Annotated in this window: 20 protein-coding genes; 17 read left to right on the forward strand and 3 right to left on the reverse strand. The window is 67.2% G+C overall.

Going from position 1 to position 20,997, the window contains the following annotated elements; genetic code table 11:
- The first annotated feature begins 61 nt into the window (after positions 1-61).
- The 6 genes from WBP48_RS04480 (at position 62) to WBP48_RS04505 (ending at position 4,907) form a co-directional block, all read left to right on the forward strand.
- Positions 62-2,758 carry an ATP-dependent nuclease gene (locus WBP48_RS04480; RefSeq protein ID WP_424436678.1) on the forward strand — a complete coding sequence of 899 codons (2,697 nt, stop codon included), beginning with the start codon at positions 62-64 and terminating at the stop codon, positions 2,756-2,758.
- A 4-nt stretch (positions 2,759-2,762) separates the two neighbouring features.
- Positions 2,763-2,963: a hypothetical protein gene (locus WBP48_RS04485; protein WP_424436681.1), complete on the forward strand. Its 201-nt coding sequence runs from the start codon at positions 2,763-2,765 to the stop codon at positions 2,961-2,963.
- Positions 2,964-3,061: 98 nt separating this feature from the next.
- A complete protein-coding gene (locus tag WBP48_RS04490) occupies positions 3,062-3,568 on the forward strand; it encodes a helix-turn-helix domain-containing protein (RefSeq protein WP_424436684.1) in 507 nt (168 codons plus the stop codon).
- Positions 3,569-3,603: 35 nt separating this feature from the next.
- Positions 3,604-4,143 carry a PIN domain-containing protein gene (locus tag WBP48_RS04495; protein WP_424436735.1) on the forward strand — a complete coding sequence of 180 codons (540 nt, stop codon included), beginning with the start codon at positions 3,604-3,606 and terminating at the stop codon, positions 4,141-4,143.
- 10 nt (positions 4,144-4,153) lie between these two features.
- Entirely contained in the window at positions 4,154-4,312 is a 159-nt protein-coding gene (locus tag WBP48_RS04500) for a hypothetical protein (RefSeq protein ID WP_424436687.1), read from the forward strand.
- A 313-nt stretch (positions 4,313-4,625) separates the two neighbouring features.
- Positions 4,626-4,907: an antibiotic biosynthesis monooxygenase family protein gene (locus tag WBP48_RS04505; RefSeq protein ID WP_424436690.1), complete on the forward strand. Its 282-nt coding sequence runs from the start codon at positions 4,626-4,628 to the stop codon at positions 4,905-4,907.
- A 26-nt stretch (positions 4,908-4,933) separates the two neighbouring features.
- Here the strand turns inward: WBP48_RS04505 and WBP48_RS04510 are convergent, their stop codons facing one another.
- A complete protein-coding gene (locus WBP48_RS04510) occupies positions 4,934-5,842 on the reverse strand; it encodes a GNAT family N-acetyltransferase (RefSeq protein ID WP_424436693.1) in 909 nt (302 codons plus the stop codon).
- 316 nt (positions 5,843-6,158) lie between these two features.
- Between WBP48_RS04510 and WBP48_RS04515 the strand changes: the two genes are divergently transcribed.
- From WBP48_RS04515 to WBP48_RS04565, 11 genes are all read left to right on the forward strand, one after another.
- Complete coding sequence (locus tag WBP48_RS04515) at positions 6,159-7,682, forward strand: DUF222 domain-containing protein (protein WP_424436696.1); 1,524 nt, start codon at positions 6,159-6,161, stop codon at positions 7,680-7,682.
- Positions 7,683-7,715: 33 nt separating this feature from the next.
- Positions 7,716-9,146 carry a 3' terminal RNA ribose 2'-O-methyltransferase Hen1 gene (locus WBP48_RS04520; protein ID WP_424436699.1) on the forward strand — a complete coding sequence of 477 codons (1,431 nt, stop codon included), beginning with the start codon at positions 7,716-7,718 and terminating at the stop codon, positions 9,144-9,146.
- Positions 9,143-11,662, forward strand: coding sequence for a polynucleotide kinase-phosphatase (locus tag WBP48_RS04525; protein ID WP_424436702.1), 2,520 nt, complete (start codon positions 9,143-9,145; stop codon positions 11,660-11,662). The genes WBP48_RS04520 and WBP48_RS04525 overlap by 4 nt, the downstream gene beginning before the upstream one ends.
- Before the next feature lie 317 nt (positions 11,663-11,979).
- Positions 11,980-13,275 (forward strand): urea ABC transporter substrate-binding protein, encoded by a 1,296-nt coding sequence (gene urtA / locus WBP48_RS04530; RefSeq protein ID WP_424436705.1) that lies wholly within the window; start codon positions 11,980-11,982, stop codon positions 13,273-13,275.
- A gap of 79 nt (positions 13,276-13,354) precedes the next feature.
- Positions 13,355-14,239 carry an urea ABC transporter permease subunit UrtB gene (urtB, locus tag WBP48_RS04535; RefSeq protein WP_424436708.1) on the forward strand — a complete coding sequence of 295 codons (885 nt, stop codon included), beginning with the start codon at positions 13,355-13,357 and terminating at the stop codon, positions 14,237-14,239.
- Positions 14,236-15,297, forward strand: coding sequence for an urea ABC transporter permease subunit UrtC (gene urtC, locus WBP48_RS04540; RefSeq protein WP_424436711.1), 1,062 nt, complete (start codon positions 14,236-14,238; stop codon positions 15,295-15,297). Before urtB ends, urtC begins: the two co-directional genes overlap by 4 nt.
- Positions 15,294-16,130, forward strand: a complete 837-nt coding sequence (locus WBP48_RS04545) for an ABC transporter ATP-binding protein (RefSeq protein WP_424436714.1) — start codon at positions 15,294-15,296, stop codon at positions 16,128-16,130. The genes urtC and WBP48_RS04545 overlap by 4 nt, the downstream gene beginning before the upstream one ends.
- Positions 16,130-16,810, forward strand: coding sequence for an urea ABC transporter ATP-binding subunit UrtE (urtE, locus tag WBP48_RS04550; RefSeq protein WP_424436717.1), 681 nt, complete (start codon positions 16,130-16,132; stop codon positions 16,808-16,810). Before WBP48_RS04545 ends, urtE begins: the two co-directional genes overlap by 1 nt.
- A gap of 84 nt (positions 16,811-16,894) precedes the next feature.
- Positions 16,895-18,562 (forward strand): purine-cytosine permease family protein, encoded by a 1,668-nt coding sequence (locus WBP48_RS04555; RefSeq protein ID WP_424436720.1) that lies wholly within the window; start codon positions 16,895-16,897, stop codon positions 18,560-18,562.
- A gap of 3 nt (positions 18,563-18,565) precedes the next feature.
- On the forward strand, positions 18,566-19,129 hold the full coding sequence (locus WBP48_RS04560) for a TetR family transcriptional regulator (protein WP_424436723.1): 564 nt from the start codon (positions 18,566-18,568) through the stop codon (positions 19,127-19,129).
- Complete coding sequence (locus tag WBP48_RS04565; RefSeq protein WP_424436726.1) at positions 19,126-19,689, forward strand: helix-turn-helix domain-containing protein; 564 nt, start codon at positions 19,126-19,128, stop codon at positions 19,687-19,689. The genes WBP48_RS04560 and WBP48_RS04565 overlap by 4 nt, the downstream gene beginning before the upstream one ends.
- 20 nt (positions 19,690-19,709) lie before the next feature.
- Here WBP48_RS04565 and WBP48_RS04570 read toward each other — a convergent pair whose 3' ends face one another.
- Positions 19,710-20,714 carry a HoxN/HupN/NixA family nickel/cobalt transporter gene (locus WBP48_RS04570; RefSeq protein ID WP_424436729.1) on the reverse strand — a complete coding sequence of 335 codons (1,005 nt, stop codon included), beginning with the start codon at positions 20,712-20,714 and terminating at the stop codon, positions 19,710-19,712.
- Between the two features lies 1 nt (position 20,715).
- Positions 20,716-20,997 (reverse strand): hypothetical protein (locus tag WBP48_RS04575; RefSeq protein ID WP_424436732.1); only part of this gene is annotated, 282 nt, incomplete at its 5' end.

The following is a 20,997-nucleotide window of genomic DNA, read 5'->3' on the forward strand; positions in this document are numbered from 1 at the left end:
ACGGTCATCGTCGTGGTTCCTTTCGAGATGGATGTGAAGAGTTCTCTCGAAGGATCACACGGTGACCGTCGCCACGTTCACAGCGACGCGGCCACCGGATCCGTACACCACGCTATTGGACGCAACCGAATTCTGGCGCATGCCGGGTGTAGACACGTTGCGCGCTGGTCAACGACATCTCTCAACGTCGGAGGCTCTCCGTATCCTTGATCTCAATGATCTGGCGACTTGGGATCGTCGGACGCGGGGCGCGTCTGACGCGCGGAGAGGCGCTACGCCGATGAGGCTGACCAGGCTAGATGTGCGGTTCTTCCGGTCGTTCAATCACGATTATGAGGCAAGGGCCCGGGGGAATCGTGAGCGGCCCGCGTGGGACAACATCGACCCGTGGTACCCGTTCGTGCGTGTGCCGATCGATGAGGAGATCACAGCAATCGTCGGGGCCAACGAATCCGGCAAGAGCCAGCTTCTCTCAGCGGTCAAGGCACTCTTGACGGGCTCACCCATCGAACGGGCAGACTTCTGCCGCCACAGCGAGCTGTACTCGGTCAAGGCCGGAGAGCTTCGTCTCCCTCACTTCGGCGGTGAGTTCCTAATTGAGCCGACGGACGATCTGCCCGCGATCTCGGGGTTCCCCGACGCGGATACATTCGAGCTCTACCGTCTCGGTGCCGATCCGGCGTTCTTGGTTGTCAACGGCAACCGCATCGAACTGACTGCGACCGACTTGGCGAGTCTCGAGTCGGCGCTTCCTACGTTCTATGAACTGAAGACGAATCTCGCGATACCTGACAGCGTTTCAATCGCAGAGCTTGCCGGCGTTGCGCGGGCCCCGATCCATGACCGGCGCAAGCGCGCAACCATTCTGACGACGGTCGCGAATCTGCTCCCAGCGATGGACTTCACGTCGCTGCCGGCCAGCCTGCAGAGCTTCCTCCAGAAGAGTCCAGATCCAGATGCCATCGCCGCCGAAGCGCGGCGGCGAGACGAGTATGAGCTCGCGAGGAGCCTACTCGTCGATGCCGCGGGAATCGACGAGAAGGCATTCAGCGAGCTTCAAAGCGCGATCGCCGACGGCCGCGAAGGGCAAGTTGAAGCATTGATCGGTGCGATGAACTCAGCGATCAAGGAGAACCTGAACATCCAGCGGTGGTGGACACAGGATCGAGACTTCGATCTGCTCGTCGAAGCGCGCGAGCACGAACTCGCATTCACGGTTCGCGATCGCACCGGCTCCAAGTACTCCTTTCAGGAGCGGAGTCAAGGATTGAGGTACTTCCTTAGCTACTTTGTCCAGCTCGCCGCACATCGCATTCGGCATGCAGAGCCGGATCTTCTCTTGCTGGACGAGCCCGACGCCTTCCTCTCGAGCATCGGGCAACAAGATCTCCTACGGGTCCTTCACGACTATGCGCTACCGGAAGCGGGTGGTGACGGGAGCCAGGTTGTCTACGTTACCCACTCCCCGTTCCTCATCGACAAGAATGCGCCGCACCGCATTCGCGTGCTCGACAAGGGCGTCGAAGCGGAAGGCACACGCGTCGTTCGCGATGCGGCAAACAATCGCTATGAGCCGCTTCGATCGGCACTCGGAGCCTACGTGGCGGAGACCGCCTTCATAGGCGGGGAGAACCTCTTCGTTGAGGGCCAGGCGGATCAGGTATTGCTTGCGGGACTATCGACCGCCCTTGCAGTCACAGGTGACTTCGGCGGTGGACTCGATCTGAACGAGGTGACGATTGTCGCGTGTGGTGGCGCTGATTCGATTCCGTACATGGTCTATCTGGCTCGTGGCCGCGACACTGTAAAGCCGCCGTGCGTAGCGCTCCTCGATGGCGACGAGGCAGGCCAACAGGCCGAGCGTGTCCTGCTTCGGGGCGAAGCCCGGAAGAAGAAAGTCTTGTCGGAACGCTACATTGTCCGGCTCGATCGATGGGCCGCAAGCACGGAGTTCGACTTCGGCCCGGTTGTCGTGCGTGAGATCGAAGATCTTCTGCCGATAGGGATTGCACACCGTGCCGCGATCAACTATTTGGCTCGCTTCTCGGACCTCAGTAGCGTCGACGTGCCTAGCTTCACCGCCGAGTCGATCTTCAGCGCGGTGACTGCAGCGCATGGGAAGCTCTGGGATGGGCTGGCCGCGGCGTATGGGGCCGCATTCGAGGGCGAGCACCTTGAGAAGGTGGGACTTGCTCGCGAAGTTGTCTCGCTCGTTGCAGGGAACCATTCAATCGAGGGCGCGAGCACGCTTCTGGACCGGTTCGGCTGGCTCTTGCAGCACCTTTCCGAGGTGCTTGATCTCGCTGCCGTTGAAGAGGCACAGGCGCGGGGTGACGATCGACTGGCACGAATTGTGCGTGCCTTTGAAAAGGATCACCCGACGGGGATCAAGAAGCACGATGCGCGCCGCATTCTCACGAACATTCGAACCACGCTTTCTGGCGCAGATTTCCCCGACGAACTCCACGGCCGTGTGCAGCGTCTACATCGCGACTTCCAGATCGACGATCCAACGGACGCACGTGTTCCGCGATTCGAGGAGTTCCGCAAGCAGCTCCTGGAGCTGAGGCTCAGCGACCGACTGAGCTATCAAGACGACGCGCAATCGGATCCGTCCTCGAACGCGCTTGAGGAAACTCAGCTTCCAATGGAGGCGACAGAAGAACCTGTTGCCGAGGCGGGTTCAACCAAGAGTGAGAGCAAACGGCGTCCGCCGACGACAACATCTACGAACGGCGAATCGCCCACCGGATCGTGAACACATGCTCGCGACGCTCGGTCCCTCCGAGGGCATCCTCGAGCATTCCGAGGTATTCATCGGCCTTGCCGCGCAGGCCGTCCAGCGCATGCTCGGGCACGCGAGCGCGGCGATGACGCTGGACACATACGCCGAGCTGTTCGAAGATGACCTCGACGGGGTGGCCAGTGCCCTCGACCGGCAGCGTGCGGCCGCGCTTCGATGACCGCGTGTGGGGCCTCTCGGGGCTCGATGTAGCTCGGATGCCTGTCCAATCTTCTGAGCGATATGGCGGATTTGGGTGATTTGGGCGAATATAGAGACATGAGCACTGCATCCGTACGAACAAGAGATCCGTTGGTCGTCGACCCACCTCACGACCTCAGCGAGATGCTTGAACTCGGGCGATTCCTGGAGCATCACACCGCTCCTGCGCTGCTGCTCGGTCCCGACGGCGAGCAGATCCCGCTCCCGATGGTGGCGTACGACGTGCTCCGGCAGGTGGTGTCAGCGATGGAGCGCGGCGAGGCCGTCAGCGTCGAACCCATCGATCGGCAACTGACGACCCAGCAGGCGGCCACCTTGCTCGGCATCAGCCGCAGCACCCTGGTCCGGCTTCTCGACGAACACGAGCTGCCCTTCGAGCGATTCGGGGAGTCCAGGCACCGGCGGCTGCGACTGCACGACGTCCTCGCATACCGCGACCGAAAGCGCGCCGACCGGCGGAGCCGTTTGGATGAGCTCACCCGGCAAGCGGACGAAGACGGGCTGTATGACGTCGATGCTGACGCCTACAGGGAGGCATTGGCTCAGGCGCGGAAGCAGTCGTAGCGGTGGCGCGGTTCACGGCATTCCTCGACGCATGTGTGATCGTGCCGTTGGCGCCGTGCGACACCATGCTCCGTATGGCTGACGCTGGAGCCTTCCGGCCGGTCTGGTCGCAGAACGTGCTCGACGAAGCGCTCCGAGCTCTCGAACGCATCCACCCAGGTGTTGACCTGAGCCGGTTCCACAGCCGATTCCGGTCGATGAACGAAGCCTTCGACGACGCGCTCGTGGAAGGGTGGGAGCCGCTCGCCGAGGGCATCGAACTGCCCGACCCGAACGACGCCCACGTTGTGGCTGCCGCACTCCTCGGCAGAGCCGATCTGATCGTCACCGAGAATGTGAAGGACTTCCCCGAATCGGTGCTCGCGCCCCTGGGGCTCGAAGCCATCAGAACCGACGCGTTCCTGCTGGATCAGTACGATCTGTCGCCGAGCGCGGCATGTCGGATCGTCATGGAACAGGCAGCCGCCATGCGTCAGCCGCCCGTGGAGATCGCCCAACTGCTCGAGCGGCTCTCGCGGAGCGCTGCTCCGGGCTTCGCGCAGCGGGTCGCTGAAGCGCTGGAGAACGATCCGTAGTATGGGGCGCATGCGGCAAGACGAGAACATCGAGCGACACCGCGACGAGATCGAGAACGCCGCGCTCGAGGAGCTGCGCACACTCGACGGGTCCACAAGAAGCGCCGTTCAGATGCTGATGGGCGCGGGCGACGTCGAACTCGATGAGCTCGGTGGGTTCAGTAAATGACCGGTCGCCAGCGGTAACGCAGCGGTAACGGAATTTCTGCGGGATGCCGTTTTCGGGTGTGTGCACATGTGCCCAACTTCCGCGGAATCATGCGGATATCGCCGGTCGGCCCGGCATCCATTGGCCTGCGATACGGGTTCAAATCCCACCGTCACCGCCAGTAGACAACCCCCGCGAGCCCTTGGAAACACTGGGATCGCGGGGGTTTCGACCTTCTCGCGGATGGGCTCCAGCGTGAGACTGCTCTCGTGTAGTGGCGTTGAGGCCCAGGTGCTGCTCGCGCGTCACGACACCTGAGGTCTAGCCTGGCATCGTGTTCGTGCTGATGTCTGTTCACCATCCCCGCCCCGAGCACCGCGCGGCGCTCATCGAGTCGATGCACCGGTACGGTGCAGCGCTGGCAGGCAGACCCGGGCTGGTGTCCGTGCACACGCTCGCGGACTCGGACTCGGATCGACTGGTCGGGCTGGCGATCTTCGAGTCCGAAGCGGCCTTCCAGGTGCTCGCGCCGTCGGCGCGGGCGGCGGTCGCCGACGACCCCTTCGACGTCTGGGAACGGGCGCCGATCGACGGACTGCGGCTCACCGAGGTCTGACTTGGCCTGCCGGTCAACTCGGCCGATCAGAGGGTGATCCCCCGGTTGATCCAGGTACTGGTCACCACCATTCCCACCTTCTCGTACAGGCTCAGCGCTCCCGTGCGGGAATCGGTCGACAGCGAGGACTTGACGGCGCCGTGTTCGCGCGAGGCGGTGAAGGCGTCGGCCAGCAGGGCCTGGGCGAGCCCGCGGTTGCGGCGATCGATGCGCACACCGAGCCGCGAGACGTAACCCTCACGGCCCTCATCGGCGAGAACGATGTGGGCGACCCCGACGACGTCGCCGGCCGGATCGAGGACGACGCGCAGCATCCACGGTTCGAAGCCTTCGCGGAACTGCACGTCCAGCGACCAGTCCTCGAATGGCTGCTTCACCCGATCTGCCCACTCCAGGAAGGCATCCTCCGTCACATGCCACGCAGCCTCGTACTCGGAGGCGTCGGCAGCGCGCACCGCGTATCCGGCCGGGAGCGGGCGGGGCGTGATTCGGGCGCCGGCGGGCAGTTCGAGCACCCAGGAATGCCAGCGCACCGGCCACCCCCGAGCTTCTTGGAGCCGGTCGCCGGGACTTCCTTCGGGAAAGGGTATGCCGATGGAGGTGTCGCCGTGCTCCGCGGCGCGTTGGACGAGCCAGGCCGATAGCGCGGTTCCCAGACCCTTTCCGCGATGATCGGGGTGCACCTGACCGTCTCCCCGGGTCGGACCGGTCCGTTCGGTGTATCCGACCAGCGTCGTCCCGGCATACACTCCGACGGAGTCCTCGAAACTGTAGGTCGAGGTCGACCAGTCGGAGACGATATCGGCGAGTTCGATCATGACCTCACCGACGTCGTGCTTCTCGGCGGCCGCCATGAGATCGACGACTGCCGGGGCATCGCTGAGCGTGAAGTGACGAGCGGTGTAGCCGTCGGGAAGTTCCAACCGGGCGGGCATAGGTCAAATATCGCCCGAAACTCATCGGGTAGCAACCGGCGGCATCCGACGTGCGTTCCACCCCCCTTTTCGGACTGGCGTCGGAGGTCGGCGAGAGATTCGAGCGGATGCCGATGGTGCCGCGGATGTCGTAGACGTCGCTCATTTGTCTCATTCTTTCCCGCGGTCCTTGATGCTATGCTTGTAGTTATGTTCGATGACTGGTAGTCTCGAATCAGAGATCATCGAGTGGTCGCCAGAGCGCGAGACGAGTGAGTGGGCCGGGAAACGGGCGGATCTCGCTCCCGTTCGCCCTCTTCTTGTTGGGATCACTCTCATGGTCGCCGAGCCTCTCCCGGACTCTCCGGAGCCGGATTTCGCGGATCGTTTCGCCGGGTTTCACCGTGCGGACGAGGTCGTGGACGCGCTCGTCGCGTGCGGGCGCTCACGCGGCGAGGTCGAGGCGCGCGAGATCCGGCTGCTGGGCCGGGCATACACGATGATCGATGACCGGGTGACACATCTGGCCAAAGATACCGACAAGTACGGTCAGCAGGTCCGCAATCGCGACATCGCGAGGCGCTCGGTCATCGCGGAGCTTGCGACCGCGACCCGCGCCAGCGAATGGACCATCGCGCGCCTCATCGACCAGGCTCACGACCTGTGCGACAGGTTCTCCCCCGCCGTCGACGCGCTTGCAGCCGGCGAGTTCTCCCGAGGGCATCTGCTCGTCATCCACGAGTGCGGCGCATTCCTCACTGACCCCACCGCGCTCGATGCATATCTCGACATCGCGATGGACCGGGCCAGGTCCCTCACCCCGGGCCGGCTGCGCCCGGCGCTCCGGGCCATCGCCGAGCGGTTCGCGGCGATTCCCCTCGACGAACGCGCCCGCACCGCCACCGACCGACGCTGCACCGGCATCCGCGACCTCAGCGACGGCGAAGCGGAGTTCTTCCTGCAGGGACCGGCCACTCTGATCCACGGCATCCAGGACCGGCTCACCAGCCAGGCCCGCGCGATCACGACCACACGTGACGGGGCCGAGCAGGAGGATGCCGGGGCCGCGCCGACCGGCGGGAACGCACCCGACAATGGCGACGACGGCGAGTCACGGGCGGACACCGACCCCGACAGCGCGGATGCCGGCAGCGCAGAGCCCGCGGACACCCGCACGATGGATCAGCTCCGCGCCGACATCGCCGTGGACCTGCTGCTGACCGGTACCCCCGACACCCTCGTGGGCGGCGACGGGCTCGGCGCGATCCGTGCGACCGCGCAGGTCACCGTGCCCGCACTCACCATCCTCGGCCACAGCAACGAACCCTGCCTCCTCGCCGGCTACGGTCCCATCGACACGGCCACGGCGAAGGCGCTCGCCGGTCACGCCCCCGCCTGGGAGCGCGTACTCACCCACCCGCTCACCGGCAGCGTCCTCGCCGTCGACCGCTACCGGCCCGGCCCCGCACTCACCCGGCATCTCCGGGCGCGCGATGAGCACTGCCGCCGGTTCCTGAGTGCCGGCACCGGAGGTGCCGGTGTATCGAAGGGCCGGGGTGCCGTCGGCCGGTCCACCGCTGCGACATCGACCACACCCGGGACTACGCGCTCGGTGGTCCGACCAGCCACGACAACCTCGCCCACCTGTGCCGGCGACATCACACCCTCAAGCAGCACTCCGCCTGGTCGGTGGAGCAGGTTTCGCCGGGCGTCCTCGTGTGGACCAGCCCGGACGGACGCCGACACACCGACCTTCCCGAACACGTCGTCCGATTCGTCCCCGAAAACGAACCCGACCCTCCACCCTTCTGAACCGGCGCCGGCTGCGGGCGCTGCGGGGCGCGCCGTGCACGCGCCGTAGAGTGGGCCGGATGCGATCACTCTGGAGGCGACGATGCTCTTCACGCTGACCTATGAGCCGGCCGCAGCGGCGGGAGCCCCGCCCGCGAACCGGGCCGAGCCCACAGCGGCGCCCGCACCCGCGCCCGGCTCGGACATCGACGCGACGGTGCTCGGCTTCCTGCTGCACAAGCATCCGGCCAGGGTGCAGACGTTCGAGGCGCCCGTCGGCGACATCCACGTGTTCTACCCTGAAGCGACGCCCGAGCGATGCACCGTCGCGGTGCTCGTCGAGGTCGACCCGGTCGGGCTCGTGCGCAACAAGCGGTTCCGCGGAGACGCCGGGTCGCTCGACCACTTCGTCAACGACCGCCCATATGCCGCGTCGAGCATGCTCGCCGTCGCGATCGGCACGGTGTTTCGCACGGCGATGACCGGTCGCAGCGACAGCTACCCCGAGCTCGCGGCATCGCCCCTGCCGTTGCGCATCGAAATCCCCGTCGTCTCGACGCGCGGTTCCGACGACGACCTCGTGCGCCGGGTCTTCGAGCCGTGCGGGTGGCGGGTCGAAGAGCGGCGCATCGCGCTCGACCCCCAGTACCCCGACTGGGGTGACTCGCGGTACAGCTCCGTCACGCTGACCGGGAACGTTCGGCTCGCCGAGGCGATCCGCCAGCTGTACGTGCTGTTGCCGGTGCTCGACGACGCGAAGCACTACTGGGTCGGCGACGACGAGGTCGCCAAGCTCGAGCGGTCCGGCGAGGGATGGCTCGCCCATCATCCCGAACGCGAACTCATCACCCGCCGCTACCTGCTGCACCAGCGTTCGCTGCTGGCGCAGGCCGGCGACGCGCCCGTCACGACCGGCGAGACCCCGCTGCGCGTCCTGCGCGCCGAGGCGGTGCTCACGGCGTTGCGCGACGCCGGCGCGCGGCGCGTCATCGACATGGGTTGCGGACCCGGCGCCCTGCTGTCGCGGCTCGTGAGCGACCGCTCGTTCACCAGAATCGTGGGTGTCGACGTGTCGGCGCGCTCCCTGGAGCACGCGGCGCGGATGCTGCGACTCGACGCCGCCTCCGACGCCGAGCGGGAGAGGATCGAGCTGCTGCACGGATCGGTCGTCTACCGCGACGACCGCCTGCGCGGGTTCGACGCGATGGTGCTCATGGAGGTCGTCGAGCACGTCGACCCCTCGCGCCTCGCGGCCCTCGAAGACGCCGTCTTCGCCGGCGCGAGTCCCTCCTCGGTGATCGTGACGACGCCCAACGCCGACTACAACGCGCTGTACCCGGCGCTCGAGCACGGGCGGTTCCGACACGACGACCATCGCTTCGAGTGGACGCGCGCCGAGTTCCGGGAATGGGCGGATGCTGTCGCCGCCCGCCGCGGCTACACCGTCGAGCTGCGGCCGGTCGGCGTCGAGGACGCCGTGCTCGGCGCGCCGACGCAGCTGGCGCTGTTCCGCAAGGAGGTGGTGGCAGAGTGACTGTGCTCGACATCCCGGCCCGGTCGCTCGTCGTGCTCGTGGGGGCGTCGGGCTCGGGCAAGTCGACGTTCGCGCGTGCGCACTTCGGGCCGTACGAGACGCTGTCGAGTGACGTGTTCCGCGGGCTCGTCGCGAACGACGAGTCCGACCAGTCGGCGACGGCGGCGGCCTTCGATGCCCTGCTGTACGTCGCGGGAAAGCGCCTCGATGCGGGCCTTCTCACCGTCGTCGACGCGACGAGCGTGCAGCCAGAGGCGCGGCGAAAGCTCGTCGACCTCGCGAAGTCGCATGACGTGCTGCCGGTCGCGATCGTGTTCGACCTACCAGAGGCGGTAGGCATCGCCCGCAATGCCGAGCGCGCGGATCGGTCGATCCCCGCCGGCGTCGTCAAGCGTCAGAGCGACCAGCTGCGCCGGAGCCTGCGCCATCTCACGAAGGAGGGCTTCCGCAGGGTGCACGTCCTCCGTTCGCCCGAAGAGGTCGCGGCGGTCACGATCGAGCGCACCCGCCTGCTCAACGACCGCAGCGACGAGCTCGGCCCCTTCGACGTCATCGGCGACGTGCACGGATGCCGCAGCGAACTGGAATCCCTCCTCGATCGCCTCGGGTACGAGCTCGCGCGCGACGAGCACGGCCGCACGATTGACGCGCGGCATCCGGAGGGAAGGCGCGTCGTCTTCGTCGGCGACCTCGTCGACCGTGGTCCCGACGTCGTCGGGGTGCTGCGACTCGCGATGGGCATGGTCGCTTCGGGCAGTGCGCTCGCCGTGCCCGGCAACCATGAGGCGAAGCTCGTGCGCGCGCTGCGCGGCGCGCAGGTCACGGTCTCGCACGGACTGGAAGAGACGCTCGCGCAGCTCGCGGGGGAGCCGGAGGAGTTCCGCGCGCAGGTGGCGACGTTCTGCTACGACCTCGTGTCGCACCTCGTGCTCGACGAGGGCAGGCTCGTCGTCGCGCACGCGGGGCTGAAGGAGCAGTACCACGGGCGCGCGTCCGGGCGGGTGCGCACATTCGCCCTCTACGGCGAGACCACCGGCGAGACGGATGAGTTCGGCCTGCCCGTGCGCTATCCGTGGGCGCAGGACTATCGCGGCACGGCGGTCGTGCTCTACGGTCACACCCCGGTGCCGACCGTCGAGTGGATCAACAACACCGCGTGTCTCGACACCGGCTGCGTGTTCGGCGGCGCGCTGTCGGCGATGCGCTACCCCGAGCGCGAGGTCGTCTCGGTGCCCGCCGAGAGGGTCTGGTACGAGCCGATCCGGCCGCTCGTCGCCGAGAAGCCGGCTCGTGAGCAGGGCGTGCTCAACCTCGCCGACGTGCAGGGCAGGCTCATCGTCGAGACGAGCACGCACGGACGGGTGGGCATCAGGGAGGAGCAGTCGGCCGGCGGACTCGAGACCATGAGCCGGTGGGCGACCGACCCGCGGTGGCTCGTCTACCTGCCGCCGACGATGTCACCGCCGAACACGTCGGCGCAGGAGGGCTACCTCGAGCATCCCGACGAAGCGTTCGCGTACTTCTGCGATCACGGCGTCGTCGACGTGATCTGCGAAGAGAAGCACATGGGTTCGCGTGCCGTCGTGCTCGTCGCTCGCGATCCGCACCGCTTCGGCGCTCCCGACGGTTGGCGGGGTGTCGTGCACACCCGCACGGGACGGCCGTTCTTCGAGCCCGAGATCGAGGCTGCGCTCCTCGGACGACTCGACGATGCCCTCGACCGTGCGGGGGTGTGGCGGGAGCTGGATGCCGATTGGGTCGCCCTCGACGGAGAGATCCTGCCCTGGTCGCTCAGGGCCGGCGAGCTCGTCCGCGATCTCTATGCGTCGGTCGCAGCCGCCGGCGTCGCCGCGACCGGGGCGATGGGGTCGGTGCTGGCGCAGGCGTCGGCATCCGGAGTCGATGTGTCGGCTCTCGCGGGCCGCGCGCGCACGCGCGCCGACAACGCCGCGCGATTCCGCGATGCGTATCGGCGATATGTCGGAGCGCCCGGCGACGTACGCTTCGCGCCGTTCCAGGTGCTCGCCGCGGGTGCGGCGACGTTCGAAGATCGCGACCACGGCTGGCATCTGGCGCTCGCCGACCGTCTCGTAGCGGCGGCACCCGATGCACTGGCAGCGACCGCGCGTCTGCGCGTCGATCTCACAGAAGATGCATCCGTGGCGGCTGGGGTCGCGTGGTGGGAGCAGCTGACCGGTGGCGGCGGCGAGGGCATGGTCGTCAAGCTGTTCGCGAATCTCACCCGCACGACCAAGGGGCTCGTGCAGCCGGGCATCAAGGTGCGCGGTCGGGAGTACCTGCGCATCATCTACGGTCCCGACTACACCGATCCGGGCAACCTCGCGCGGCTTCGCGACCGCGACACGGGCCGCAAGCGCTCCCTCGCGGCGCGCGAGTACGCGCTCGGCATCGAGGCCCTGCGTCGCGTCACCGGCGGCGAGCCGCTCTGGCGTGTGCACGAGGCGGTGTTCGGGGTGCTCGCGTTGGAGTCCGACCCGATCGATCCCAGGCTGTAGAACGCCACGCCACGCGGATGCCGGTTTACTGACAGTGCGCGCCGTCTTGCGCGTGTCGACTCGGTGACAACACTCTGTCACCCATGCGCCGCTGACCCGTGCACCCGAAACCGCTCTTCCAGTACAGACCCCGATTTTTCGGGGATTCCAGGCGGTTCAACGCGCAGTCTTTAACACACTTGATACGAACGAGCAATGTCAGTGTAATGCCGTGGCCCCATCGTGAGAGCACCAGCAGTGCCCGACGGTTCTCTGTCGTCGGCGTCCCACCCTCATACAACCCGCAATCACCTTGAACGGAGCACAGAATGACACGAATGAGCAGGAGGCGCCTCACGACGCTTCTGGCTGCGGGCGCGCTCGCCACAAGCGCAGCCCTCGTCCTCTCCGGCTGCGGCGGCGCGCGCGCCGGCGACACCGCGAGCACCACCGACGCGGCCGCCGCCGAAAGCTGCGTCGACACGTCGGGCGACACCATCAAGCTCGGCTTCCTCAACTCGCTCACGGGCGGCATGGCGATCTCCGAGAAGACCGTCTCGAACGTGCTGCACATGGCGGCCGACGAGATCAATGCCGACGGCGGCATTCTCGGCAAGCAGATCGAGTACATCCAAGAGGATGGCGCGACGGACTGGCCGACGTTCGCGGAGAAGACCGAGAAGCTGCTGACGCAGGATTGCGTCGCCGCGATCTTCGGCGGATGGACCTCGTCCTCCCGCAAGGCCGTCAAGCCGGTCGTCGAAGAGCACAACGGCCTCTTCTTCTACCCGGTGCAGTATGAGGGCCTCGAGGCGTCGCCGAACATCTACTACACCGGTGCCACGACGAACCAGCAGATCATCCCGGCGATGGACTTCCTGGCATCCCAGGGTGTGAAGACGCTGTTCCTGGCCGGATCCGACTACGTCTTCCCCCGTACCGCCAACGCGATCATCAAGCTGTACGCTGCGGAGCTCGGCATCGAGATCGTCGGCGAGGAGTACGTTCCGCTCGACAAAGACGACTGGACCACGCAGGTCGCCAAGATCGTCGCCGCCAAGCCGGACTTCATCTTCAACACGATCAACGGATCGTCGAACGTCGGCTTCATCAAGGCGTACTACGAGGCCGGGCTGACCCCCGACACCACCCCGATCATCTCGGTGTCGATCGCCGAGGAGGAGGCCCCCGCGATGGGTCACGAGGTCACCGGCAACTACGCGTCGTGGAACTACTTCCAGTCGCTCGACACGCCGAACAATCCCGCGTTCATCGCGGCGTGGCAGGCCTATCCCGGTAGCAGCGGTGTCACCTCCGACCCGATGGAAGCCGCCTACATCTCGCTGTACCTCTACAAGGAACTCGTCGAGGCGGCCGGCTCGTTCGACGTCGACGCGGTCAACCAGGCGGCGCTGGACAATACCATCACCGTCGACGCGCCCGAGGGCGTCGTCACGCTGGACGGCGAGAACCACCACATCTCCAAACCGGGCCACATCGGCCGGATCAACGCCGAGAACCAGTTCGACATCGTCTGGGCTTCGGACGAATTCATCGAACCCGACCCGTACCTCGAGGGGTACGACTGGTTCCCGGCCGACGTCCGCGACTCGCTCGTGGCCGCCGCGGGCTGACGAGTTCACCCGGATGCGGGGGCCCCGGCGCGGCCGGGGCCCCCGCATCACCCGAACCGCACGGAAGGGGGTAACCGACGTGGAGGCATTCATCTCTCCGCTGCTCAACGGCACGGCGCAGGGCGCGCTGCTGCTGCTGGCGGCGCTCGGGCTCACACTGACCTTCGGTCAGATGGGCGTGATCAACATGGCTCACGGCGAGTTCATCATGGCCGGCGCCTTCGTGGCGTACCTGACCCAGCTCGTCGTTCCCTCGAGCAGCCTGGCGATTCCGATCGCCCTGCCCGTCGCGTTCCTCGTGGCGGGCGTGCTCGGCGTGCTGCTCGAGATCAGCATCATCCAATGGATGTACCGCAGACCGCTCGACACGCTGCTCGCCACCGTCGGGGTCTCGCTCATCCTGCAGCAGGCCGCGCTGCAGATCTTCCCCGCGCAGGGCGTGCCGGTGCAGAACCCCGAGTGGTTGCGTGGTCAGCTCGACATCTTCGGATACGCCTGGCCGCTGCGTCAGGTGTTCACCATCGTCCTGGCGGGTGCCTGCGTCGCCGCCCTTGCGGCCTGGCTCAAGTACACCTCGTTCGGCCGGCGCATCCGCGCCACGGTGCAGAACCGCGACCTCGCCGAGACCGTCGGCGTGCGCACGCGCCGCGTCGACCGCTTCACGTTCTTCGTCGGCTCGGGTCTGGCCGGGGTCGCCGGGGTCGCAGCATCCCTCATCGGCGGCACCAACTCGCAGATGGGCGCCCAGTACATCATCCCCGCGTTCCTCGTCGTCGTCGCCGGCGGCATCGGGCAGATCAAGGGCGCCGTCATCGCCGCATGGGTGATCGGCGTCGCGATGGCCTACTTCGCCGACTGGACGACCGGCAGCCTCGCGCAGGTGCTCGCGTTCGTGATGGTCGTCGTGTTCCTCCAGATCCGTCCGCAGGGTCTGTTCGCCGTACGCACGAGGGGGTTGGCATGACCGTTCTGACCAAACTCAAGCCGTGGTATTCGCTGATCGGCATCGCCCTGCTCGCCGTGCTGCTGCTGGGTGTGGCTCCCGGCGTGCTCTCGATGCACTGGATCACCAACCTCGGCAAGTACAGCGCCTGGGCGATCGTCGCCGTCGGCATCGGCCTCGCCTGGGGCCGCGGCGGCATGCTGGTGATGGGGCAGGGCGTGTTCTTCGCGCTCGGCGCCTACGCGATGGCGATGCACCTCACCCTGGAGACGGCGGGTCCGGATGCGACGCCGACGTTCATGATCCTGTACGACCCGCTCGCCGGCATTCCGCTGTTCTGGGAACCCTTCCGCAGCGAGCTGTTCACCGTGCTCGCGATCGTGCTGGCTCCGGTGATCCTCGCCGGCATCCTCGGTTATGCGCTGTTCAAGCGGCGCGTGCGCGGGGCGTACTTCGCGATCCTCACGCAGGCGCTCGCGGTGGCATTGGCCGTCTTTGTAAGCTCGACCATCCGCGAGACGGGCGGCGACACCGGGCTGAGCGGGTTCAAGTACTTCTTCGGCTATGTCTTGAACGACAGCGCCAACAAGCTGATGGTCTACTCGATCACCGTCGGACTGCTGATCGCCTGCATGCTCGTCGTCTGGCAGCTGTACCGCAGCCGGTTCGGCGAACTGCTCCTCGCGACGCGCGACGCGGAAGAACGGGTCCGCTTCCTCGGGTACGACCCGGCGAACATCAAGCTCGTCGCCTTCGTGATCGCCGCCGTCATGGCGAGCATCGGTGGGGCGATGTTCGTGCCCATCGTGGGCATCATCACCCCTCAGGAGATCGGCGCGTCGGCATCCATCCTCATGATCGCCGGCGTCGCACTCGGTGGGCGGGCATCGCTGTTCGGCCCCGTGCTCGGCGCGATGGCGGTGGGCTGGGGTCAGTCGACCCTCGCCTCCAGCTGGCCCGAGGGTTGGGTCTACATCCTCGGTCTGCTGTTCATCGTCGTGACCCTGTTCCTGCCGAACGGTCTCGCCTCGCTGGTCGGTCGACTCGTGAGCACGCTACGCCGAAGGAGGTCCGCATGAGCGCGAACCAGATGGATGCCGGTGTGCCGGCGGTAGGGCAGGCGTCGACCCCGGACTCCGAGACCTCGGTCACCGTCGAGCACCTCACGGTGCGCTTCGACGAGTTCGTCGCCGTCGACGATGTCAGCCTGCTCATGCTCAAGGGGCAGGTCCACTTTCTCATCGGCCCGAATGGGGCGGGCAAGACGACCCTCGTCGACGCGCTCACAGGACTCGTTCCGGCGACGGGCACGGCGATGTACAACGGGCTCGACCTCATCGCGACGAAGACGAACAAGATCATTCGCGCCGGCATCGGCCGCACCTTCCAGACCGCGACCGTCTTCGACGAACTGTCGGTGCTGCAGAACCTCGACATCGCGGGCGGTGTGCACCGCAGCGCGTGGCGGTTGCCGCTGGTACGGCGCGGCGTGCCCGAGTACGTCGAGCGTGCGCTCGAGACCATCGGGCTCACCGCCCACCGCGACAAGCTCGCCGGCACGCTTGCCCACGGGCAGAAGCAGTGGCTCGAGATCGGCATGCTGCTCGTGCAGGACGCGCAGGTCATGTTCCTCGATGAGCCTGTCGCGGGCATGAACGCGGACGAACGCGACGAGACCGGTCAGTTGCTGCGCCGGATCGGTGACGAACGGACGATCATCGTCATCGAGCACGACATGGACTTCGTGCGCAACTACGCCGAATGGGTGACCGTCATGCACAGCGGCAAGCTGCTGACGGCGGGGACGGTCGAGCAGGTGCACGCCGACAAGCGGGTCCAGGAGGTCTACCTCGGGACCGTCGCGGATGCCGCGGCGGAAGCCGCTGCGGACGAAGAAGGGGGTGACCTCTGATGCTCGAGATCGCCGCGGTCACCGCCGGCTACGGACGCACCAAGGTCCTGCACGACGTCTCCCTCTCGATCCCCACCGGCGGCGCCGTGTCGGTGATGGGACACAACGGTGCCGGCAAGACGACACTGCTGCGCGTCGCGACGGGGCTGCTGCCCGTCATGAGCGGAAAGGTCACTATCGACGGGGAGGACGTGACGCGGATGCCGCCGTCGCGCCGTGTCGAGCGCGGCCTCGGCTACGTGCCGCAGGGCCAACAGTCGTTCCCGCAGATGACGACGCTCGAGAACCTGCAACTCGTCGCCAAGCGCCCCTCGGATATCGACGAGGTCCTCGACCTGTTCCCCGTCCTCAAGCAACTCCTTAGTCGGCGGGCGGGGCTGCTGTCCGGCGGTCAACGGCAGCAGCTCGCGATCGCTCGGACGCTCCTGACGAAACCGCGGCTGCTGGTGCTCGACGAGCCGACAGAGGGCATCCAGCCCAACATCGTCGCCGACATCGAACGCGTCATCATCGACCTCACGCGCCGCGGCGACCTCTCGGTGCTGCTGGTCGAGCAGCATGTGGGCTTCGCTTTGCGGTCGACCGGGACCTATTACGTGCTGCAGTCCGGGCGGATCACGATGTCCGGTGCCGGTGGCGCCGACGCGATCGACGATGTGCGGAAGGCCATGACCATCTGACGCAGATCGAATCTTCGGCGCAATGCGCGTGAAACACGCGGCCGCAACAATCCTCACATCGTGTTTACGCGGGAGGTGGGTGCGGTGGCTCGATCCGGCGACGCCCGCGCGGCCGCCGAGGACAGCCTCGAGGACTACGCGTTCCGGTACGTGCCACGGTCCTTCCGCCGGTGGAGCGCGCTCTCGGTGGGGGGAACGGCGCTCGGTTCGATCGCGTTCCTGGCCGACTTCTCGATCGGGGCGAGCATCGGGCTGGAGCACGGCACCTCGAACGCCGTGCTCGGCATCCTGCTGGCATCCGTCATCATCTTCCTCGTCGGGTTTCCCGTCGCGTTCTACGCCGCTCGGTACAACCTCGACCTCGATCTCATCGCGCGCGGATCGGGATTCGGGTACTACGGGTCGATCATCACGACGGTGGTCTTCGCCGGGTTCACCTGCATCTTCTTCGCGCTCGAGGGCGCCATCATGGCGCAGGGCCTCGCGTTGGCGGCGGGGATCCCGCTGCCGGTCGGATACCTCGTCTCCACCGTCGTGGTCATCCCGATCGTGATCTACGGGATGCGGGCGCTCGAGCGGCTGCAGTACTGGACGACGCCGCTGTGGCTTGCCCTGGCGCTGTTGCCGCTCGGGTGGATCGTCTTCACCCAGCCGGACGCGGTCACGGAGTTCATCGCGTTCACGGGCGCCTCCGACGGGACGGTGCGGTTCAGCTCCGTCGTCGCCAGCGCGGCCGTGTGCTTCGCGCTCACACCCCAGCTGGCGGAACAGATCGACTACATCCGGGTGATGCCGCCGCGGACGGCGGCAAACAACACGTCGTGGTGGACCGCGTTCGTGTTCAGCGGACCGGGCTGGGTGATCTTCAGCGGTACCAAACAGGTCATCGGCCTGTTCCTCGCCGTCTACCTCGTGACCAAGGTGGATCCGCTCGTCGGCGCCAACGCGATCGAGCCGGTGCATCAACTGCTCGGCATGTACCGCTCGCTCCTTCCGGACTGGGTCGCTCTCGTGCTGGCACTGATCCTCATCGTCATCGCGCAGGTCAAGATCAACGTGACCAACGCGTACTCCGGCTCCCTGGCGTGGTCCAACGTCTACACGCGGGTGCGCAAGCGCTACCCGGGGCGCACCGTGTTCGTCGCCTTCAACCTCGCCATCGCGCTCGGGCTCATGCTGCTCGGCGTGTTCAGTCTGATCTCCTTCGTCCTGAGCCTCTACGCGAACGTCGTGATGGCGTGGCTCGTGACCATCTCGGTCGACATCGTCGTCAACAAGCACCTGCTGGGTCTGTCCCCGCGCTATCCGGAGTTCCGCCGCGGGATGCTCCACGACTGGAATCCGGTCGGGCTCGTCTCGGTGGGCGTCGCGTCGGTCCTGTCGCTCGTGTGCTTCGCCGGTGGGTTCGGTGCGGAGCTGCAGCCGTTCTCGGTGCTGCTCGCGATCGGTGCCGCTGCGATCACGACGCCGGTGATGGCCGTGGTCACGCGCGGGCGGTTCTACCTCCGCCGTGACTGGGACGGCGTCCCGAGTCCCATCCTCGACACCGACGGGAACCCGTCCGGCGAACGGCTGCGCTGCCACGTCACGGGGTACACTTTCGAGAGACCTGACATGCTCGCCTCGGCCGAATCGGGACCGAACGGAGAAGTGCAGTACGTCTCGTCGCTGGCGCTGACGCTGGACGATACCGCCCGGTTCGTCCTGCCGCCCACGCCGGTCGATTCGGTCCGCGACCGCAAGAGGAGGTGACGAATGGACGAGGTCGACGACACGCAGTCCGCCATCCTCGCCGCTGCCGCCGGGTTGCTGCGTCATCGTACCTTCGAGGACATCTCCTACCTCGATCTCGCAGAGGTCACCGAGGTGTCCGAACGCACGATCTATCGCCGGTTCCCGACCCGGTCGCATCTGCTCGAAGCGCTCGCGCGGTGGATTGAGGCGGAGCACTTCCCGGTCGCCGCGTTCGACACGCCCGCAGAGTTCCGCGACGTCGCCCGGGAACGTTTCCGCTCGTACGACGCCGAACCCGCGTTCGCATTCGTCGCGGCACGCGGCACTGCGCTGTCGCCGACGAGCGAAGAGACCGCGACGCCGATCACCGCCGCCATCGTCGCGATGCTCGAGGCCGCCGCTCCCACGCTGAACCGCCGTGACGCCTCGCGAACCGCGGCGGCGTTGCGCTACTTCGCGTCGCCGATGTTCTGGGCGCGGATGCGGACAGGGTTCGACATGAGCGCCGAGGAGACCTTCGCCGCCTTCGAGCTGGCGGCAGGCCGGGTGCTGCCTGCCGCCGTAAGGGCGAGTTGGGCGGCATGACGACCGACGGGGTGACGGGCACACAGGCCGCCATCCTCGCGGCGTACGCGGAGCTGATCGAAGAGGTCGGAACAGACGATGTGTCCTTCCGGCTCATCGCGCTGCGCGCCGGGGTGGGGGAGCGCACCGTGTTTCGCCACTATCCGACGCGCGTCGACCTGCTGCTGGCGATGTCCGCCTGGGTTGAGCGCACCGTTTTCGCCCGCCCCCCGTCCGAGTCGATCTTCGATGTCCCCATCGCGATCCGCGAGGCCATCGAGACCTACGACAAGCGCCCCGAGTTGGCCTACGTCGTCGCCGAAACGGCGATGCGGGGGGTCAACGGTTCGGAGCCGGCACCGCAGCGCGCGCACCTGGAGGCGCTGCTGGAGCGCGAGGCGCCGTCGCTGGATGCCGACGAGCGTCGGCAGATCGTGGCGGCGCTGTGCCACCTCGACTCGTCGGCGACGTGGGTGACGATGCGGCGCGAACTGGGCATGTCCGGGCGCAACATCGCGGATGCCGCGACGTGGGCGGCCGAGGCGATCCTCGACCCCATCCGGGACCTCGGGTCGCACTGAAGATTGCGCTGCCCGCGCCGTCACGCCGCGCGTGACCGCGCCGCGCGGGACAGCGCCCAGCTCGTCAGCCAGGCGAGCAGGATCGCCCCGACGATGATGAAGCCGAACGAGTCGAGGTCGGTAGCGGCGATCGCCGCCACCGGTGCCCAGGTCACCCCGAGCGCATCGACGAGCACGCCGCACAGACCCACCGTGCCGACGATGAGGGCGACGGAGATCGAGATCGAGATGAGCGTCGCGTTGTACCGGCGTCGGCGCGCGGGGTCATCGACCGACCAGCGGTAGATCCGTGCGGTGACGATGCTGTTGACGCCGTCGCACATGACCATGCCGGCCGTGAACAGCAGCGGCAGCACCATCGCGGCGTACCACGGCATGACGACGCCCGCGCCGCCGGCGATGAGCATCAGCGCGATAGTGGATGCCGTGTCGAACCCGAGTCCGAACAGCAGACCCACGATGAACATCTTCCAGGGCGTGTCGAGGGTCGCAGAAGTGCGGGCGATGACGGCGGTGAACAAGCCTCCGCTGACGGCCCGGCCGGGGTCGCCCACCGCGTGGCGGCCGCGGTACAGGCCGATCAGGATCGCCAGGTTGACCCCCGCCATCGTGAGCAGGAACAGGCTGGAGACGGTGGGGCCCCACACGCCGGTGAAAGCGGCCAGCGGCGATTCGTCCACGCCGATCTGCGACGTGAGCGCACCGACGCCGGCCGTGACCAGGCCGACGGCGACGAGGACCACCGTGGAGTGGCCGAACGCGAACCACAGCCCGACGCTGGACGGGTCGCGCCCATCGGCGACGAGCTTGCGGGCGGCGTTGTCGATCGCGGCGATGTGGTCGGCATCGAAGGCGTGCCGGATGCCCAGGATGAACGCGGTCAGCGCGAGGCCGATGCCGAACGTCGTGGCACCGGCCTGATAGCCGCCCGGCAGCACGAGGATCGCGAAGAGCGACCAGCCCACGACGAGCAGGGCGCCGATCGTGATGAGCACGGATCGAGAGGTGGGGGTGAGACGGTTCATTTCAGGCTCCGTTCAGGTGGGAGGGGGTCAGGTCGAGGGCGGCGAAAGCCGCGCCGAGCGGGCTCGCGTGCGCGGCGCCGCCGAGGTGGCGCAGGATCGTCCCGCCACGGTCGAGCTCCAGGCGGACGGCGCCGTCGACGTCCGGCAGGGGCGTACGGTCGCCGAAGGCGAGGATGCCGTCCATGACACGGGCTGGGCCGAGGATGCCGGGGACCCGGCTGCCACCGTCCACGGCGAGGGTCTCGCGCAGCAGCGGGCCGTCGGCGTCGGCGACGTCCGTGTC

The organism is Microbacterium sp., assembly GCF_049661145.1.
Taxonomy (GTDB): Bacteria; Actinomycetota; Actinomycetes; order Actinomycetales; family Microbacteriaceae; genus Microbacterium.

Coding starts and splice junctions, on each gene's coding strand:
- WBP48_RS04510 (WP_424436693.1), bottom strand. CDS start 5,842: ATGCCCGCCCGGTTGGAACTTCCCGACGGCTACACCGCTCGTCACTTC.
- WBP48_RS04520 (WP_424436699.1), top strand. CDS start 7,716: ATGCTCTTCACGCTGACCTATGAGCCGGCCGCAGCGGCGGGAGCCCCG.
- urtC (WP_424436711.1), top strand. CDS start 14,236: ATGACCGTTCTGACCAAACTCAAGCCGTGGTATTCGCTGATCGGCATC.
- WBP48_RS04490 (WP_424436684.1), top strand. CDS start 3,062: ATGAGCACTGCATCCGTACGAACAAGAGATCCGTTGGTCGTCGACCCA.
- WBP48_RS04500 (WP_424436687.1), top strand. CDS start 4,154: ATGCGGCAAGACGAGAACATCGAGCGACACCGCGACGAGATCGAGAAC.
- WBP48_RS04560 (WP_424436723.1), top strand. CDS start 18,566: ATGGACGAGGTCGACGACACGCAGTCCGCCATCCTCGCCGCTGCCGCC.
- WBP48_RS04565 (WP_424436726.1), top strand. CDS start 19,126: ATGACGACCGACGGGGTGACGGGCACACAGGCCGCCATCCTCGCGGCG.
- WBP48_RS04515 (WP_424436696.1), top strand. CDS start 6,159: ATGGTCGCCGAGCCTCTCCCGGACTCTCCGGAGCCGGATTTCGCGGAT.
- urtA (WP_424436705.1), top strand. CDS start 11,980: ATGAGCAGGAGGCGCCTCACGACGCTTCTGGCTGCGGGCGCGCTCGCC.
- WBP48_RS04545 (WP_424436714.1), top strand. CDS start 15,294: ATGAGCGCGAACCAGATGGATGCCGGTGTGCCGGCGGTAGGGCAGGCG.
- urtE (WP_424436717.1), top strand. CDS start 16,130: ATGCTCGAGATCGCCGCGGTCACCGCCGGCTACGGACGCACCAAGGTC.
- WBP48_RS04485 (WP_424436681.1), top strand. CDS start 2,763: ATGCTCGCGACGCTCGGTCCCTCCGAGGGCATCCTCGAGCATTCCGAG.
- WBP48_RS04570 (WP_424436729.1), bottom strand. CDS start 20,714: ATGAACCGTCTCACCCCCACCTCTCGATCCGTGCTCATCACGATCGGC.